The sequence below is a fragment of the Maribellus mangrovi genome, assembly GCF_037646455.1.
Classification (GTDB): Bacteria; Bacteroidota; Bacteroidia; order Bacteroidales; family Prolixibacteraceae; genus Draconibacterium; species Draconibacterium mangrovi_A.
Map to the genome: position 1 here is coordinate 516,632 of NZ_JBBIXN010000003.1, position 18,598 is coordinate 535,229.

At 39.6% G+C, this 18,598-nt stretch carries 16 protein-coding genes; 7 read left to right on the plus strand and 9 right to left on the minus strand.

What is annotated here, in order from left to right; genetic code table 11:
• Nucleotides 1-234 precede the first annotated feature (234 nt).
• A complete protein-coding gene (locus WFY05_RS15005; protein WP_340113712.1) occupies nucleotides 235-693 on the plus strand; it encodes a hypothetical protein in 459 nt (152 codons plus the stop codon).
• A gap of 30 nt (nucleotides 694-723) precedes the next feature.
• Here the strand turns inward: WFY05_RS15005 and WFY05_RS15010 are convergent, their stop codons facing one another.
• On the minus strand, nucleotides 724-1,848 hold the full coding sequence (locus WFY05_RS15010) for a flavin-containing monooxygenase (protein ID WP_340113713.1): 1,125 nt from the start codon (nucleotides 1,846-1,848) through the stop codon (nucleotides 724-726).
• Nucleotides 1,849-1,907: 59 nt separating this feature from the next.
• Between WFY05_RS15010 and WFY05_RS15015 the strand changes: the two genes are divergently transcribed.
• Nucleotides 1,908-2,051, plus strand: coding sequence for a hypothetical protein (locus WFY05_RS15015; protein WP_340113714.1), 144 nt, complete (start codon nucleotides 1,908-1,910; stop codon nucleotides 2,049-2,051).
• On the opposite strand, the gene WFY05_RS15020 is transcribed toward WFY05_RS15015, so the two are convergent.
• The 6 genes from WFY05_RS15020 to WFY05_RS15045 form a co-directional block, all read right to left on the minus strand.
• Nucleotides 2,048-3,667, minus strand: coding sequence for a LuxR C-terminal-related transcriptional regulator (locus tag WFY05_RS15020; RefSeq protein ID WP_340113715.1), 1,620 nt, complete (start codon nucleotides 3,665-3,667; stop codon nucleotides 2,048-2,050). The two genes, WFY05_RS15015 and WFY05_RS15020, sit on opposite strands and share 4 nt — an antisense overlap.
• Nucleotides 3,668-3,928: 261 nt before the next feature.
• Nucleotides 3,929-8,071, minus strand: a complete 4,143-nt coding sequence (locus tag WFY05_RS15025) for a BspA family leucine-rich repeat surface protein (RefSeq protein ID WP_340113716.1) — start codon at nucleotides 8,069-8,071, stop codon at nucleotides 3,929-3,931.
• A 12-nt stretch (nucleotides 8,072-8,083) separates the two neighbouring features.
• Nucleotides 8,084-9,628 carry a Kelch repeat-containing protein gene (locus WFY05_RS15030; protein ID WP_340113717.1) on the minus strand — a complete coding sequence of 515 codons (1,545 nt, stop codon included), beginning with the start codon at nucleotides 9,626-9,628 and terminating at the stop codon, nucleotides 8,084-8,086.
• Nucleotides 9,629-10,007: 379 nt separating this feature from the next.
• On the minus strand, nucleotides 10,008-11,423 hold the full coding sequence (locus tag WFY05_RS15035) for a M56 family metallopeptidase (RefSeq protein ID WP_340113718.1): 1,416 nt from the start codon (nucleotides 11,421-11,423) through the stop codon (nucleotides 10,008-10,010).
• 58 nt (nucleotides 11,424-11,481) lie between these two features.
• Nucleotides 11,482-11,853: a BlaI/MecI/CopY family transcriptional regulator gene (locus WFY05_RS15040; protein ID WP_340113719.1), complete on the minus strand. Its 372-nt coding sequence runs from the start codon at nucleotides 11,851-11,853 to the stop codon at nucleotides 11,482-11,484.
• A gap of 276 nt (nucleotides 11,854-12,129) precedes the next feature.
• Nucleotides 12,130-12,573: a glycoside hydrolase family protein gene (locus tag WFY05_RS15045; RefSeq protein ID WP_340113720.1), complete on the minus strand. Its 444-nt coding sequence runs from the start codon at nucleotides 12,571-12,573 to the stop codon at nucleotides 12,130-12,132.
• 418 nt (nucleotides 12,574-12,991) lie between these two features.
• Between WFY05_RS15045 and WFY05_RS15050 the strand changes: the two genes are divergently transcribed.
• The gene (locus tag WFY05_RS15050) at nucleotides 12,992-13,510 is read left to right on the plus strand and encodes a hypothetical protein (protein ID WP_340113721.1); all 519 of its coding nucleotides are present in this window, start codon (nucleotides 12,992-12,994) and stop codon (nucleotides 13,508-13,510) included.
• A gap of 11 nt (nucleotides 13,511-13,521) precedes the next feature.
• Here the strand turns inward: WFY05_RS15050 and WFY05_RS15055 are convergent, their stop codons facing one another.
• Complete coding sequence (locus WFY05_RS15055) at nucleotides 13,522-14,979, minus strand: NupC/NupG family nucleoside CNT transporter (protein ID WP_340113722.1); 1,458 nt, start codon at nucleotides 14,977-14,979, stop codon at nucleotides 13,522-13,524.
• Between the two features lie 43 nt (nucleotides 14,980-15,022).
• Nucleotides 15,023-15,616, minus strand: a complete 594-nt coding sequence (locus WFY05_RS15060; RefSeq protein ID WP_340113723.1) for a bifunctional nuclease family protein — start codon at nucleotides 15,614-15,616, stop codon at nucleotides 15,023-15,025.
• Nucleotides 15,617-15,814: 198 nt separating this feature from the next.
• Between WFY05_RS15060 and WFY05_RS15065 the strand changes: the two genes are divergently transcribed.
• From WFY05_RS15065 to WFY05_RS15080, 4 genes are all read left to right on the plus strand, one after another.
• The gene (locus WFY05_RS15065; RefSeq protein ID WP_340113724.1) at nucleotides 15,815-16,636 is read left to right on the plus strand and encodes a hypothetical protein; all 822 of its coding nucleotides are present in this window, start codon (nucleotides 15,815-15,817) and stop codon (nucleotides 16,634-16,636) included.
• A 1-nt stretch (nucleotide 16,637) separates the two neighbouring features.
• Nucleotides 16,638-17,237 (plus strand): HVO_A0114 family putative DNA-binding protein, encoded by a 600-nt coding sequence (locus tag WFY05_RS15070; protein WP_340113725.1) that lies wholly within the window; start codon nucleotides 16,638-16,640, stop codon nucleotides 17,235-17,237.
• 115 nt (nucleotides 17,238-17,352) lie between these two features.
• Complete coding sequence (locus WFY05_RS15075; RefSeq protein WP_340113726.1) at nucleotides 17,353-17,856, plus strand: RNA polymerase sigma factor; 504 nt, start codon at nucleotides 17,353-17,355, stop codon at nucleotides 17,854-17,856.
• Nucleotides 17,853-18,593 (plus strand): hypothetical protein, encoded by a 741-nt coding sequence (locus WFY05_RS15080; RefSeq protein WP_340113727.1) that lies wholly within the window; start codon nucleotides 17,853-17,855, stop codon nucleotides 18,591-18,593. Before WFY05_RS15075 ends, WFY05_RS15080 begins: the two co-directional genes overlap by 4 nt.
• Nucleotides 18,594-18,598 lie beyond the last annotated feature (5 nt).

Below are 18,598 nucleotides of genomic sequence, written 5' to 3' on the forward strand. Positions count from 1 at the left end.
TACCTTTCGTAAATAGATGGGATGGCCGTGCATTAATGTGCGGCCATCTTTTTTTGTTGTAATTGCTCATTATGCGTCTGCTTTAGTAATTCAGAAACGAAGTAAAAGGATTACCTTTTCGCTATTTTCAGAATATTATTGTAGAAGGACGCTTAAAAAACATCATACATACGGTTGATTAAACCGACTTAAATTGGTTCTGATAGGCACGGAATCCACTCTAAGTCTATGGTTATGATTACAAAAAGTATGATTCTTGGCCTGCTGTTAACACCTCTTTCTATCGTTGCTGTTAACGACTCCGGGGGCGATGAACTAAACAACAAACTGGATGAAATTGAAGTTCTAATTGCAGAAACTGAAATGCAGACTGCTACCTGCCAGATGCATTCCACCTGGCGTTTCCCAGTAGAACTTTATGGTTATCTTAATCTGGCAAGGAAATATGCCGAGAATGTGAAGAAGACAAAAAACCAGCGAAAGGTGCAGGAGAATCTTCAAAGCTTACTGGCTACCGTTGATGAGTGCATTAAGGGGAAAGAAGGCTACTGGGCGGGGAACTGGAACGATGTTTGGGTCGATCCCGTTCCGTCGGTTCCGGATTGTGCATTGCAGGAGTTTCTGGAATTAAGGGAAGAATTGACTACTATGCTTCCACCTACTTCGGACGATATTCTCGTGCTTAACCAATAATCATCCCTACTATTTTTAATATTATTTTATCTATCGTACAATTTCGCCAGCTATTTTGGTGCTAAACCTTACTTCCTGTTCATTTTGCCTTGAAGCGATGTGTTTGGCAATAAATCCCGCATCTTTACCCACACCTAAAAGAAGAGAGGAACTTAGCGTTCGCTGAAATGGCATTCCGATGAAATACAAACCTGGTTGTTCATGAACCACTCCACGATTGTGTCGTGGGTAGCCATACTCGTTAAAAACCGGGATTTTAATCCAGCTGTAATCCGTAACAAACCCGGTACACCAGATGACGTTGTTTATTTTTAGCACCTTTCCGTCTTCGAGACGAGGATAGCCGTTGCTTGTTCCGTTTGTACGACCTACCCATTTAACACCAGCTTTTAATAAACGTTTTTTTGAACCTCCGGCGCGAGGTATTCCACGTGAAGGGTAAAAGAAGTGTTTACGCAACTTTCGCCCAAGTGGGTTGGCGACATTTAAAACTTTTGTAGCCGCAAAAACCATGATCGAATTAATAATCCGGCTGGATAAATTTTCCTGAAAAGCAGGTTCTTCCCCAACATCCCTTCCGGAAAGCCAGACTTCATGATCCCGGGCCAGATCCAGTGCAATTTCTGCTCCTGACTGGCCGGCCCCAACCACAAGTACAGAGCCGTCCTGAATCTGTGACGGACTTCGGTATTCCGACGAATGGAACTGAATAATCTGACGATTCAGCTCATCGGCATAATCCGGTATCCGCGGATGATGAAATGGCCCGGTGGCTACAACTACGTTTTCTGCAGTGATTATTTCATTTTGTGTTTCTATCGTGAATTGATCTCCTTCAGGATATAAGTTGTCAACTTTCACACCATTACGAATCGGAAATCCAAAACGCGAGGCATAAGCCTCAAGATAATCGGCGATATCGTCTTTTCCGGGGTGCGAGCCGGGAGGGCCAGGGTAGGGCATTCCGGGTAAATTATCATGGCGACCGGGAGTAAACAAGCGCAGGGAATCCCATCTTTTTCTCCAGGAAGCTCCGACTCTTTCGTTTTCATCCAAAATTACACATGGCATATTCTTGTGGGTGAGGTGCCAGGCCGTTGCGAGTCCTGCCTGACCACCGCCAATAATTACTGTTTCATATTGCCTTTTACTCATAACTTTTATTTTTGGTTATCTACTTAGCTTTTGTCAATTGACTGATTAAAAAGTATATAATGCAAAGTTACAGCCAAGTATTGCCTGATGCATCGGTGTTATTGCCCAATTTCAGGGAAGATGGAAAATGGGTGAAATTACCCATTGGATTAGATTTGGGAGAAAGTATGATAGTTGTGAAAAAACTAAAGTGTTTTCTTTAAAACTTAGTGTCCAGCATTTGATTTTTGAGTGCAAAAGCGGTCGCTTCTACCCGCGACGAAACATCGAGCTTAGTGAGAATATTACTTACATGTCGGTCAACGGTTCGCCTACTGATAAACAATTCATTGGCAATTAGCTTGTTTGTTTTTCCTGACGCCACCAGATTCAATACCTGCAATTCGCGAAGAGAGAGGCCAAAGGTTTCAGGTTGGCGTTTCCTGTTCAGTAATCGATTGATCCGTTCCAAATCAGGAATGGCGCCGAGTTGTTCATAGATCCAACCGGCTGCTATCAGCTCGGTTTCTGAACTATCCCTGTCGTTCATTTCCCGGTAAACAATTCCTTTTATTTCTCTGGTAAATGCAGATTCATAAGGTAGGTTTAGCGAATTCCAGAACTTCAACGCCTTTTGCAAGTGTTCCAGGGCTGCGCGTTTATTGCCTTCTGCAAAAGAAACTTTACCCTGGCAATACGAGCACATGGCCAGAAGATAGGGCACATTAAAATCCCTGGCAATAATGCACAGCTCCTTTTCCGCTTTATGAGCGTTTTCCGTTTTTTTGGCTGCCAACATGATGTGAACCACAGCAGGAAGAAGTTCTGCACGTCTTTTTGGATCTATGGTTTCTTGTAAGGTATTACGGATAGCAGTTTCAGCTACATTAGTCCGTTCTTGTGCGAGGCGTAGCAATGCAAGACCTGGCTGTGGATTTCTACCCCTTTTTACCGCTTCATGATAACATTCTTCTGCCTTTGTAAAATTCCCCACCAGGCGGTGAAGATCGGCCTGGCGATAGTAGGCTTCTCCTGCTGCCGGTCTACCTTGACTTTGTGTAAGCAAACTGCATGCATCGATGGTTTCTTCGAGCGCTTTATGCCATTCACCATGAAACTGAAATATCTCAGCCCTTTGCACCAGGCATTCTCCTCTGAATGGCACAAGATCGGGTTGGGCATCGCACCAACGTGACAGGGCTGCCGTCCATTCCTGTGCTCTTTCCAGGTCCCAGATTTTGCGGCAGGATTCGATGACGGCACAATAGACAATTCCATTTACAATCGGAAAAACGTCTTCTGTTTCGATGGTAATCATTGTTTCATCCAGCAGCTTTATTCCTTTTGCTATTTCACCCTGCTGAATCAACGACTGTCCAAGCCCCAACCGTCCAAGTGCCATCAAATCCGCATCTTGAAACTGTTCACCTGCCGATGCTACCGCCTCAAAGATTTGCTGTGCTTTTGCGCCATGTCCTGCGCCAAGTTCTCCCAACGCCTGAGGAATGAAAAGCAATCTTTTCTCCGGACAATTAGGATTGGGGATATCGCTGAGAAGCCTTTCCCCGCGAGCAAACCATCCGCTGCCCCTTGCATGTTGACCGGTGTTTACATTCATTAATCCCAGCCAAAAGGCACAGCGTACCGCATTTACTTTATTTCCTTTATCTGAATATCCTTGGTGCGCCCGTTCCAGAATCTGAAAGCTTGCCTTATCCTTTCCTGTCAGATAAGCAGCCAGAGCAAGTTTCTCCAAATCTTTTGGTTCCAGCGACTGATTTTTATCTGCCTGTAAAAGTTGGTTGTAAATCCCGGTCCAGTTTTTAAATTTTTGTATCACTATAAAAACTAACAAACAAGCAGAGGATGATGTTTTATTAAGTTGTTGATCATGTAAAGATTTACGCTCTGTTTTTGTGCATAATGATTTTTCCCTCTCATTAAACATTTTAAAAATTGAGAAAATAATTATCAAAAGGCATTATGACAAAAGGGTCAGGATTTGTCTTTGTTGAACTTAAGTTATTATTTCAGCCTAGTATCCTCCCAACTATTACAACTTAATCGAGAAATTGTTTTCATGGACGATTTTCCAGAAAATTTAATGCGAATATTTTACAATCTTCCTTGTCGTCAAAAAGTCCTCCGATCTGATGGTAATAAAATACATTCCGCTTTGTAAGTGGGAGAGGTCTATTTCTTCTCGAACTCCTTCAGTTTCTTTACTGAGAACAAGCTGACCATTCACCGTTGTAATATCAATTTGGCAATGCCCTAAAGTGCCTGTTTCAATGGTTATAGAACCGTTGGTTGGATTTGGATAAATCACTAATAGTTCATTGTAATAATCAGAAAATCTTACTTGAGTGGCAGTGTCCGGGCATGTACCCCATATAGGGTAATATTCTTCTAGCAATGGACAGTTGTATGCAAAATATTCTGGCTCACTGGTTATCTTCTCTACGCACCAGTCAGAAAGATCCTGATTAAAAGAGGTAGCATTTTCAAACATCCCAAACATCCCTGAATATTCAAAATTAGGGTATCCACTTGGACTAACATTACTTACATTCCAGGCGCCGATATCCTGATTAAAACTTTCGGCTTCCCTAAACATGTAAGTCATGTTCGTCACATTACTCACGTCCCAAGAGCCTATATTACCATTAAATAAAGAATCTCCATCAAACATCCCACACATTTCCGTTACATTGCTCACATCCCATAAGCCAATATTCGCATTGAATAATAAAGCTCCTTCGAACATAAAACTCATATTCGTCACATGACTCACATCCCAAGCACTGATATCCTGATCAAACGAAGCAGCGCCTGAAAACATAGCATTCATGCTTGTCACTGTACTCACATCCCATGATCCGATATCTTGGTTAAAGGAAATAGCGTCGGAAAAGGTACTACCCATGCCTTTCACATTGCTCACATCCCATTCACCAAGGTCCTGGTTAAATGATGTCGCGTGATAGAATGCAGCACTCAGGTCATTCACATTGCCTACATCCCATGAACTGATATCCTGGTTAAAAGATACAGCCCAGGAGAACATTGCACCCATATCCCTTACATGACTAACATCCCAGGAACCAATGTCCTGGTTGAAAGACCATGCAAAACAAAACATTCCCCCCATATCAATAACATTGCTAACATTCCAGGAACCAATATCTTTGTTAAAATATGATCCGGTCATTCCTCCAAACATTCCACTCATATTGGAAACACTACTAACATCCCAGGAACCAATATTTTGATTAAAAATTGTTGGATTTAAAATACCCGCAAACATTCCACTCATATCAATCACGCTACTTACATCCCATGAACCCAAATCATGGTTAAAGGAATTCGCATCCGCAAACATCCTACTCATATTTGTAACATTACTCACATTCCATTCACCGATATCCTGATTAAACAACCATGCTCCGAGGAACATATCTGACATATTTGCCACTCTATTTACATCCCAGGAACTTATGTTTTGGTTAAAATGATATGCCTGACAAAACATCGCTCCCAAATCCGTAACATTACTTACATCCCAACTACTAATATCCTGGTTAAAGTCATACATGCCAAAAAACATGCTATCCATTTCAGTAACCAGCGATGTGCAAAGAATGGTTAAATCAGTACTATCTTTAATCCTTTGATCCAGTAATGCCCTGTCAACTGCTTCGAAGGTAATTCCGTTTACTGTTCCGGTATCTCCCGGCCAGCAGTTTTCACATTTAATGGTTACTCCATTTTCATCCAAATAGAAATAAGGATTGGAACAGCTTCCCCATCTGGGATAGAATTCAGAAACCAGGGTACTGTTTCGGGCAAAGTTTGTAGGTTCTGAATTAACATTCCTTACACACCACGAACTTAAATCCTGGTTAAAAATAGTGGCTCTGTAAAACATGGCAGTCATGTTTGTCACATTGCTGACATCCCAGAAACTGATATTCTGATTAAAGCCAGAAGCCATAGAAAACATGGCTCCCATATCTGTCACATTGCTGACATCCCAGGAACTTATATCGTCGTTAAATTCCTGTTTCCTGTAAAAAAGTTCTGACATGTCATTTACCAATGAAGTGCAGAGTTTAGACAAATCTGCTCCTTCATCTAATCTTTGATCTAACAATACTCGATCTACCGCTTCGTAAGAAATTCCATTCACTGTTCCGGTATCGCCGGGCTGGCAGTTAAAACATTTTATTGTTATTCCGTTATCGTCCAAGTAGAAGTATGGAAGACAGGTTCCCCAGACTGGATAATATTCATGATTTAGAGGACAGTCAGATGCAAAACCAGGAGGCTCAATTTTTATTTGTTCAACACACCAGCGAGAAATATCCCGGTTAAATGATTTTGCTTCCTCAAACATATGCCCCATATTAATTACGTTACTAACATCCCAAAAATCAATATTTTGGTTAAATAAAGAATCTCGAACAAACATTGAACCCATATCAGTAACATTGCTTACATCCCAGGAACCAATGTCCTGGTTAAAATCCGATGCTCCACAAAACATCATACGCATATCCGTTACGTTGCTCACATGCCAGGAACTGATATCCTGATTAAAAGCAGTTGCCTCATAAAACATAGATCTCATATTCGTTACATTACTCACATCCCAGGAACTTAATTCCTGGTTGAAATTTCTGTTCCACTCAAACATCGCACTCATATCTGTAACATTACTAACATTCCAGGATCCAATATCCTGATTAAATAATGAAATCCGTGATGATAATGGCATAGGATGAAAATCACCACCAAACATTCCACTCATATTTCTAACATCGCTAACATTCCACGAACCTATATTCTGGTCAAACTCAGTTGCTCCCCAAAACATGTGTTTCATATTCTTCACATTACTTACATCCCATGAACTTATATCCTGATTGAAGTCAGTATTATACCAAAACATGTAGCCCATATCTGTTACATTACTTACATCCCAAGATCCAATATCCTGGTTAAAATCTTCCATGCCAAAAAACAGACTATCCATCTCAGTAACCAGGGATGTGCAAAGTGTTTTTAAATCGGCACTGTCTTTTATTCTTTGATCCAGTAATTCTCTGTCAGTAGCTTCATAGAGAATACCATTTACTGTTCCCGTATCTCCAGGTTGGCAATATGCGCATTTGATGGTTACCCCGTTTTCATCCTGGTAAAAATAGGGTGGTATTGCATCTGACAAATTAGCGGAGAAAAAAGGCAACAGTTTATTCTCAATTCTTTCCGTGAGTTTGTTCCAATGATCGCCAAGGTATTGCTCAAATGTATGTTCTATTCCGAGATCACTTAAAACTTCTGAAAAATCTTTATTTTGATTAAAAAGTTCATCATTCGTTCCACAATCAAATTGAATGGCCTTTATCTTCTCTAAGTTATTTTTAAATCCTGCAACAACAGTTATTGGATCATGAAGCAACCACTTTTGCCAAATGCTATCAACCATTTCTCCGGAAGTATTAAGAGGAAACTGAGCGTAGAATGGCAGCGCAAAAGAATCAGGAGAAAAGGCCGCAGCCTCTGCAATTATCATTTTTGTTACTACTCCAACCGCTCCAAAACTTTCTGCAGAATTCGCATTAATCACATTATCTTTATATGTAATTAAATTAAGATCTTCTAAATCCATGACTCCACTAAGCATATATGCTGCGTTATATTTATCCGGATAATTCAATGCTAACGAGATTGTACCAAATCCTCCCATGGAATGTCCCGCCAAACCACGGCTTTCAGTTTGGGGAAGTGTACGAAAATTGTGATCGATATAATTTATTAATTCCCCGATGATAAAGTCTTCCCAATTGCCTGTAATATATGAATTTGTATACCAGCTGCCAATGTATTTGTTTTGTGCATTAGGTGTTACCACTATCATTGGTTTTATAGCACCGGAATTTATCAACTTGTCACATGATTCTTTAAAGTTTGCCGAATTATACAGCCCACCAAAAAAAGATGTATTATCGCAGGCATAGCTATGTAAAAAATAGATAACCGGATAACGTCTCTCCGGAGAACTGTAATATCCCGGAGGAAGATAGACCGAGACAGCTCTATCAGGTGAATCACCTAAAAAATTCCCCTCAAGGGCACTACTGTGTACTGTGGGATAAAGAACTGTACCTTCGTAAAGATCATCCTGTGCATGTACGAGAACGACCGTTGTAAAACAACATAAAAGTAAGACCAGCTTTTTCATGGCGATTCAAATTTAATATTTCAAAATCTTCCTTGTTGTGTTAAAATCCTTTGAACAGATAGTGATAAAGTAGACTCCACTTCGAAAAGCAGACATATCTATTTGATACATGTTTCCTTTCATTTCTTTACTGAGCAAAAGTTGTCCATTTACTGTTGCAATATCAATATGATAAAGGTCTAAACTGGCTGTTTCGATTGTTAATACTTTATTTAATGGATTTGGATAGATTCTTATATTTTCGGCGATATACTCACTGATTCCGGTTGGATTTTCTAAAATCCGCAGGCTGTAAGAATCAGAACAATCCCCGTATTTCAGTTTTGCTGTTATAACAACCGTACCCGGCTTTTGGCATTTGATAATACCTTTTGTTGAATCCAGAACTGTAACAAGCGAGTCATTATCTGAAGACCAGATGATGGTTTTATTGGCAAAATTGGGTGGTTGAACATCGGCATGCAATTCGATTTCATCACCTTCAAAGATTGTATCTGTTGGTTCAACAATTTTAATCTCCTCACAACCTTCACTGAGCATGTTTAAATCAAAGCGCCATACATCGGCTAAAACAGTTGAAAAGATCTGCGAATTAAAAGGATAACCACCGATCAGATACAAAAAATCTCCTATTCTCTCAGCGGCCATATCGCTACGGTTAAAAGGCATCGGTTCCATTAACTTCCACATATCTGTAGCCGGATCATATTCCTGGATGGCATTTGTGCAAACACTATGTGATCTTGATTGATAACTATTACCGCCGAATAAATAGATTTTATCATTATAAACATTAGTGATGTGAAAAACTACCGGAACGGGCAAATCTGCTAATTCTGTCCATTTATTCTCTATTGGATCATATTGCTCTGCCTTTTCAACCAGTCTTGCGCATTTTAAAGTGCCGTCATAAAGGCAATCGAAACTGAAGCCGCCAAAAACATATATTCTACCGTTGTAGGCACAAGCTTTAGCTCCAGAACCTCTTTTAAATAACATATCCGGTAAAGTATTCCAGGTATCGGTTTCAGGATTATAAACAAAAGCATCCTTTTGCCCGGAAATGTCATAATCAGGCCAGTTCTTTAATCCTCCAAACACATATAATTTATCCTCCAGTACACAGGATGCTGCCCCGGCATTTTTTCTCGGGCAATCTTGTTTTGTCTCCCAAATATCCTGCACTGGATCATAAACATATGTTGAACTGGAATACAGAGGATTTGCTGAATTGTAATATCCTCCGGATATATACATTTTACCTTTGATAAAACCACCACCAGCTTCTACAAAATCTTTAGGTGCGGTTGAAAGAGTTGACCATTTATTGGTCTGCGTATTATAAACTTCCGTTGAGTTTAATATTATACCTGCTTTATTGCTCCCACCAAACAGATAAATTAAACTGTCGATAATACATGACTGTGAACCTCCATTTGCTGCATCCATCGATGTCATCTGTTCCCAGCCATTTTGAGCATGAGTGTTCATATTACTTCCAACGATGAGCAAAAAGATCGCCGGAATACATGCGATTTTAAAGTAGAATTTTTTCATGATGGTATGGTTTTAAGTAGTTGAAAGTGCAGTTTTAGATCTTGACAGTACGTACTACCCTGTTATTGGGTAATAACAGAGGGGAATACATCCCATTGATCAGTCATATTATCCTTTTACTAGAAAGTATATGGATCTAAATATTAGCTCCTGCCAAATAAAGCAGGTTGATCAGCTCCGATTCGATAAATAATATGTTGCGTTGAAACTGTGTAAGATTACTTAAAGCCCTGATGGTGTTTGCATCTGTGAAATCAATATCATTTACCGAAAATAGTTTTTCCCCAGTTGTTTTATTTTTAAAGTGCCGGCCTCAATTTGCTTTGATATGTCATCATTCAATATCATTAAATTTTAATCAACGTTTATCCGCTGACAATCATTCAATTATTTTAAATACAATTGTCGGTACATCTCTCAATATACCATCAGGGCCAGTACATTTTATACCTTCAATATATACTTTGAAACCATCACCAGTTCTGGCAATAATTTCCTTTTGTTCTTTAGTAAATAAATTGGAGTTTGATTTTGATTCTTGTAAATATCCATTAATCGCAGCGCTTATCTTAAACTCTACAATATCAAAACTTGAATCAAAGATGAAGTCTTCCATTTCAGCAACTACTTCATTAGCCATCATCAGTTCCTGCTTTTTAATATCTCCCCCTTTCTTTCCTGATACTTTTGCTACCGGATCAGGTAAAGCTTTTACTCTAAACGTAGTTTTTTGAATTTCTTTTCCTTTGCTCATCACAGAAACAATTGCAGAACCGGGTTCTTTTGGCCTTACTTCATATTCTCCATTTTTCCCCGAAATTTTACCATTGTCTATTGACGCTGTTAAATCAGACGCATCATATCCCGATGCAGCAATTTTAATTGGATTGTCAACACCGACATATAAAACATTCATTCGAACAGGCTCAACAGCAATAACTGTACTGGATTCATTTTGTCCATTTATACAAGCAATTCCAAGAAAAAGAGTAATCGCCAATGGTATCAAAACCAGGATTCTTAATTTTGAACCTTGATTAAATTTACCGTTAGCCATCATGATCATTCTCTTTTTTACTAGCGAATGTTTAAAACCAGAAGAAAGACAGATGAGTCTTTCTTCTGCTACCTGATTAAGCAGAAGAGTCTGGTACCTGAGCTTGTCAGTACCGGTGTTGAGAACACCTTCATCGGCAAGGTATTCATGAACTAACTGTACGGATTTTTTCATCATCCATACCAAAGGATTGAACCACATAATGGCTGATAATAGTTCAATCAGGATTAAATCAATAGAATGATATTGTGATGCGTGAATTCTTTCATGTGTTAGAATATCCTTGTTTTCATCCTTTTCAAGGTCGCTCGGAACAAAAATCCAGTTACAGAAAGTAAACGGACTTCCTGTTCCGCCGTTTAATAAAACTATATTGTCTTGCTTTATTCTTTTTGAAGTCCAAAACAGATAAAAAATCTTTATAAGATGAATTAATAACCGTAAACTAAAAAACGATAAACCTAAAAAATAGACTGCAAACAAAAGATTTACTATGCTCCAATTATTATTTTTTTGGGGAGAGATATTTGAAGTATTTACTGCAATCTCATCATTTAAGGATGTTTTTGTTGTAAGGTTGTCATGTGCATGTTCAATTTTGTATTTGTTTTCAGGAAATTTTATATCAATCTGAAAGGTTGATAATGGTAGTAAAAGCGATAGTGTGATGGAAAATATTAAAAAATATCTCAGCTGATGTAATCTGGTTTCTCTTTTTTGAAATACTAAATAGGACATGTATAGAACACTCAAACAAATTGTAGAGATTAGAATATATCGGGTATATGCCTCCATCTTATTTAGTTTTACTGATTTCTTGTTCAATCATGTTTTTTAGTTCTTCTAATTCGTTTAATGATAAATCCTTATTTTTCATAAAAAAGGATACCATTTGATTTAGTGAACCATTGAAAAATCCTTTGGCTGTATCTTTAAGTAAATATTTTGCATATTCAACCTCTTTTACCAAAGGATAATACACATTAGTTTTCCCAAATGTTTTATGCGTCACATATTCCTTTTTTTCAAGAACTTTAATCACCGTCGCTACAGTATTATATGCAGGTTTCGGGTCATTTAAAGCATCAAGGATATCACTCACTGCACCTTCGTTGATTTTCCAAAGTGCTTTTAATATTTCCTCCTGAGCTTTTGTAATCTCTTTCATGAATTAAATTTTTATATAAATATACTACAAATATTTGTTTAATACTATGATTGTAGTATATATTTCATCATATTATTGTATCCTATCCTTTAATTTCTTCCAGACAATTCATGCTGATAAGTTCCGATTCGATAAATAATATGTTGCTTTGAAACTATGTAAGTTTACTTAAAGCCTGGATGGTGTTTGAATCTGTGAAATCAATATCATTTACCGAAAAATAATAGTTTACCAGTTGTTTTAAGCTGCTGAAATTCCGGATTCAAGAACAGGATTTTAAAGGATCTCTCGTCCAGTACCCCCATCGGTTGAAACGGCATGTCCGATAGCTGAATTACCCCAACCATCTTTATATCCGGTATACCACATATGCAGAGTATCATTTATCAGGCATACTGCTCCACATGTTGCATAGTCCTGGTCCCAACTTCCCGGAGATCCTTGTCCAAAAACCGGATTTATCCGACCTTTTGTCCAGTGTATTCCGTCAGGTGAAATGACATGTCCAACATTATGAATGCTTGATTCGGAGAACCCGTTATACCACATATGGTATTGGTTGTTGTAGAACACAACAGAACCGATGTAATTAAGGGATTCGTCCCACTGTCCTGCATCACCGGAGAGCACAGGATTTTCTTCATATTTGATCCATTTCGTCTGGCCAAAACTGCATAATGTAAGCAGTACTATTAAAATTGTCAGGTAGATTCTTTTCATGGCGATTTAATTTAACGGTTAAAGATTTTTGGTTTCTTGTTAATCTGTTCTAAAATGAAAAACTACCACTCAAAGATTTTACAGGAAGCTGTAATTGGGATTAATGAGGTTTTGATCAAATAAACTTACGTTTTATGAATATTGAAAGTTTCATAAAATACCCATAAATAAAAGGGTATCAGATAATTATGAACCTATGTTAGATATCGGAAGTAGCTTTCAAAAAAAGTAATAAAATAAATCAACCTGATATCAACCGAAACCTCGAATACCTCCCAAAAAAATGGTGGCATTATTTTCATACGCGGATGAATGCGTACCCTGACGAAACTATCCCCGCACAGAGTTACATTTTACACTAAATAATCATAGGTAATATTTTTTGTAACTTGTATAAACAGAACTAAAAATCAATTGGATGAAGTTTCAAAAACTATTAGCACTCATTTTAATTGGAATTTTGAGCATAATTGAGTTTGGATGCAATTATAACGATTCGAATAAACAGCAAAACAAGGCCATAGAATATATGGAAGTTCGTGGTGTTAAGATTCCAAAGAAGAGCAGACTTGAACATCAAGGTCAAGAGCTTTTGATTTATTTGTCAGAACCAACAGAAATAAAAGGATATCTGGTGCGTAAACGTAAACATACTAATGACCATTGTACACTAGATGAACATGGGAACTTAATATTTTTTGTTCCTCAAAATGATTTGATTATTGAAGGGGTACCTTGTAAAGGGCAAAGCGATATTTGGCTCTATCCTGGTGGAAAATTATATAGTTGCCATCTTTCAAAAAATTTCGAACATAGTGGGCAAACTTTTAGTAAGCATCAACACATAATGATTGATGAAAACAGTATAATGCAAACATTCAACTTGGATTTATTTTGGGAGTATAAAAATCGCGGACTATATCCACAGCATCATTAATGAAAGAGAGCTTACCCCAAAATCATCCCAATAATCGTTGCACTCATCAGTGAAGCAAGTGTTCCCGCCAGCAATGCGCGCATACCGTATTGCGAGAGCAGTACCCGGCGTTTGGGTGCCAGTGCACCTATTCCGCCAATCTGTATTCCGATGGAGGAGAAATTGGCAAATCCACACAGGATATAAGTCGCCATGATGATCGACTTGGTATCGGAGAAAACACCGGCGGCTTTCAGGTCGGCAAGGCTGATGTAACCAATAAATTCGGTAAGAATGAGTTTTTCGCCCAGTAATCTTCCAACAGTAATAATGTCGTCGGGACTCACACCAATCAACCACATTAATGGTGCAAAAGTATAACCCAGGATAAATTGCAACGACAGTCCGTCATATCTTCCATGGGTGCCTTCAGCAATAATTTCGTTGAGTGTCGTCCACTGTCCTATTTTACCCACAATAAAATTGAACATGGCAATAAAAGCGATAAAAGCCAGGAGCATGGCAGCTACGTTAACCGCCAGTTTTACACCTTCGCTGGTACCGTTGGTAATGGCATCGAGCACATTGCTTCCGATTTTGTCGCGACTGATCTCGATTTGCTGACTGATCTCGTCGGAAGGGGGAACGAGCATTTTTGAAAAGATAATAGCAGCCGGCGCCGCCATCACCGAGGCTGTTAACAGGTGCCGGGCAAATTCGAGACGCATAATCGGATCGTTACCACCCAGCAAGGCAATGTATGCCGCCAGGACTCCTCCTGCAAGTGTTGCCATTCCTCCGGTCATTACCAGTAAAATCTCCGATTTGCTCATTTTATCGAGGTAAGCTTTAATCATCAGTGGCGATTCGGTTTGTCCGAGGAAAATATTACCGGCGACCGACAAGGCCTCGGCACCCGATATCTTCAATGCTTTGGTAAATACCCAGGCGAGTCCATACACCACTTTCTGAATGATTCCCCAGTAGAACAGCAAGCTGGTTAGCGCAGAGAAAAATATAATCGTTGGCAACACCTGGAAAAGGAAGATATATCCGTAAGTATTGGCATCCATTAAATCGCCCAACAGGAAGGTACTTCCTTCTTTGGTGAAATCGAGGATCTTTACAAATATCTTCCCAAAAAACTCGAATCCGATCCTTATAAATGGAACATACAAAACACTAATGGCCAGTACAATCTGTATCAATAAGCCCATGAACACAGTTCGCCAGGGAATGTTTCTTCTGTTCGAACTAAAGAGCCAGCCGATAAAAATAAGTGCCACCATGCCCATCAATCCCCTGAGAATTGTAGTTATGGAAAAGGGTTTTTCGCGTTTTTTTGATAAAAGCAACACCGAAGTGTCGGTTGAATTTTGCTGCACCTGAACCTGTTCCTGTTGTGCTGTTGTGTCGTTATCTTGTGCCTGAACCGTTTGAACAAATAAAAAGCCGGTAAAGAATACCAGCAAAACTAAAATCTGTTTCATTTTATTTCAACGTAAAGATTGTCTGCTTACCCTTCTCGGGGGTTTATTTCTTCTCTCTTTTGTTTAGTTCGTCGCGAATAATCGATGCTTTTTCGTAATCTTCGTTCTGTACGGCATCGTTGAGTAGTTCATTTAGTTCGTCGGTAGAATATTGAGAATACGATGAACCTGAAGGTGCCTCGGTTTCTTCATCTGCCATGCTTCTTACCGGAGAATTTTCATCTTCCTGCTCTAACACGATTCCTGCTTTTTTAAGGATTTCCTCCGAGGTATAGATCGGACAGCGAAAACGAAGTGCCAGTGCCACAGCATCCGATGTGCGCGAATCAATTTTAATCTCTTTTCCGCCCATCTCGCACAGCAGTTCCGAATAAAAAATTCCTTCTTCGAGTTTGTAAATGGTTACTTCCAGCAAGGCGATCTCAAAGGCCAGGGCCATGTTTTTAATGAGATCGTGCGTGAGTGGTCGTGGTGGTTTCAGTCCTTCGAGTTGAATGGCAATGGCCTGTGCTTCCACCGGCCCGATAATAATGGGAATTCTGCGATCTCCTTCCTCTTCTGCCAATACCAACGCGTAAGCTCCTGATTGAGTTTGGCTTACGGATAATCCCAAAATGTTAAGTCGAATTTTCTGCATATTCAGCCTGGCCTGATTTTCAGTGAAAACAAATATAACAATCATTTCGGTTTATGGCGTACTTAATAAAGCGAATTATTGGCAAAGCGCGCTTATGCTGAAGAACATCGTACTTACTATTGACTTTTTGGTGCAAATGGTATTAACTTTGTATAGTACAAATAAAATGAAGTATATAAATATTAAAGTCTTGAAGCCATGAGAAAGTTAAAATCCGACAGAGGTATACAGGGATTGATTCCGGCCATTGTTTCAATCGTCTTCTTTTTCCTGATCTTTATTTTTTTCGATCTTCGCGTAGCTTTTACGGCCCTTGGCATACTCATTTTATTTTACTCGCTGGCCTTTGGATTTTGGTCGTTTTATAAAACAGGCAATTACTACATGCTGGTGAGTGCTTTTTATCTTTTATCGCTTGGCGGAGTGATGCTATTTATTAAAGTCCCTGAGACATTAAATAGTCCTGCGCCGGAGTTTCCGGAAGAGTTTAAGGTTATTCTTGTTTTCTTTTACCTGATGCTGTTTTGGCTGATTTATGGTTTTATTACCAAAAAGTTTAATTACCGGGGGCGTGAAGTGCTGGAACTGGCAGCGTGGGATGTGGAAGAAGGCCCTGAATCGTACACCGAACGTCCGAGACCGGCAGGAGTGGTCGATTATTCGAAATACGACATTATTGATTTTACGAACTACCTGAAACGCATAATGATTGGAATGACCTACCAGGAAGAAAACCGGGTACTGATTGTCCCGATCAAATATGGCCATGAGTGGGGAGCTTTGTACAATCCGAATTTTAATTACCTGGAAAGAACCTGGATTGCTTTTGATTTCGACGGGCAGGTTTCGGTGCATATATCCCGAAAAGATTACCTCGATTACAAAGAAGATCTGGCTTTCGATCACCTTTGCGAATCGATGGGGAAGTTGTTTATCACCTTTGCGGATTTTTACATGCGGGGCGATAAAGTGAGAATTTTAGACCGCTTGAATTCGGTTAAACTTGGATTATTTTCATAAGATGAATTTTGAAGACGCAGCCAGATTTGGCACCTACATATCAAAAAGTTATTCGAAAGACATATTCAGGCTTTTGAAAAATTACCGCGACATTTCGGCTTCGGAAGCAGCTTCGCGCCTGGGTATGCATATTCAAACGGTGCAGGATTTTCTTGAAGCCATGGCCGACCTGGGTATCCTTTCAAAAAAAGAAGCCATCGAACGCAAGCGACCCTACTTCAGATACACCCTGAAAACACAAAAGATCAGTTTTGAAATTGACCTGAATGCCGAATTGCAGCGTTCCAATGCGGATCATCTTGGAGAAGTAAAGATCAGGGAAAAGAAAAATGCCGGAGTTCGTTTTTCTCTTGCCCGTAACGGACAGTATTTCAGCAATGTCGCCATCTGGGTGGGGAAGGGCCGCGAACGCACCGAAAAAAAGATCAATTTGACCATCGCACAGGGGAAGTTCCTCTATAACCTGCCATTTCCCGATGGCGGGCACATGACACTGGAAGAGATCAGGGTAAAAGCGGGTGTTGAAAATGCACAGATGCCTGAGATCAAAGATCTGGTTGAAGAACTGATTCAATATAAAGTTATTGAGGTGATCGGGTAAGCGTATTCTGATGTAAATTCCGCATAATCCTATTTCGAGGTTTTAAATTTTTTCTGAAGGAAATGTAGTTTTTTTCTTGCTCTTGCGACCAACAAAGTAAAACAAAAAAAGTACCGTGCAAAGATCAACGAAAAAGGAATTCAGTCAACTGATCGGGAAACATCAAGCGATCATTCATAAAGTGACTTTGGTTTATACCAACGGGCCGGCCGACCGTGAAGACCTGTTTCAGGAGATCTGTCTCCAGCTGTGGAAAGCTTACCCGAATTTCAGGGCTGAAGCAAAATTCACAACCTGGATGTACCGGGTGGCATTGAATACGGCAATAAGCAATGTTCGGAAAAGCAGAAACGCTCCCGGCTTCGAAAAACTTACCGATTACGACGGTGCCTTGGATGAAAATCCTTTAGAAGCTGAACAGGTTAAACAGCTTTACAAAGCCATTTCGAAACTCAATCGGATCGATAAAGCTATCATTCTTTTGTGGCTCGATGAAAAAAGTTACGATGAGATCGCTTCAATCGTGGGAACTTCTAAAAGCAATGTAAGCGTAAAGCTGGTGCGCATCAAACGAAAGCTCGAGGAACTGGTGTTGGAAATAGAAAAACAGGAGTCATGAAAAACGACGAAAAATTAAAAGCCATGTGGAACAAAGCAGAAAAAATGATGGGGACTTCCGATTATAACGGGCCTTCCATTGAACAATTCATTTCGGGGCGGTCAAGCGATACTGCCCAGAAAATAAGGAACATTATCATTTTTGATATTGCACTGAAAGCATTTGTACTGGCATTACTGATCATCGATTTTGTGCTTTTTTGGGGAACCTACAATGTGATGGTTGTAACGCTTGCCGGAGCCGTTTTGCTTGTGCCGCTCATAATTTATCAACGCGGTCTGCTTCATCGTTTTACCGAAGCAGCCGATTATGGGCAAAGCACGCGCGATAAACTGGCTTCGATGCTAACCTACCTGAAAACCCGGTTTTTTACGACTTTATTATCGGTTTCCATTACCTACCTGTTTGGATTTATAGGTGGTTCACTGGCCTATTTTTATGCGGCTTACGGCTACGTAAGACCACTCGACGGGATTGATGTGATGGTTTTTCTGACTTTTATTCTAATCGGAATAGTATTCAATTTCGTTGTGAACCGGGCACAAGTCAGGTACCACATCAAACACCTCGAAGTGTGTTTGTCCGACCTTAATGAAAACAACCTGGCGTTGGTTTCAGAAAACATAGAATTGCAGCGAAAACAGGACCGAAGCAACAAAATATTGCTTGCACTGGCAGTCATAATCGGTTTTGTATTGCTTATCGCTGTATTTATGAATATTGGTGCTGCCGGTTAAGTCAA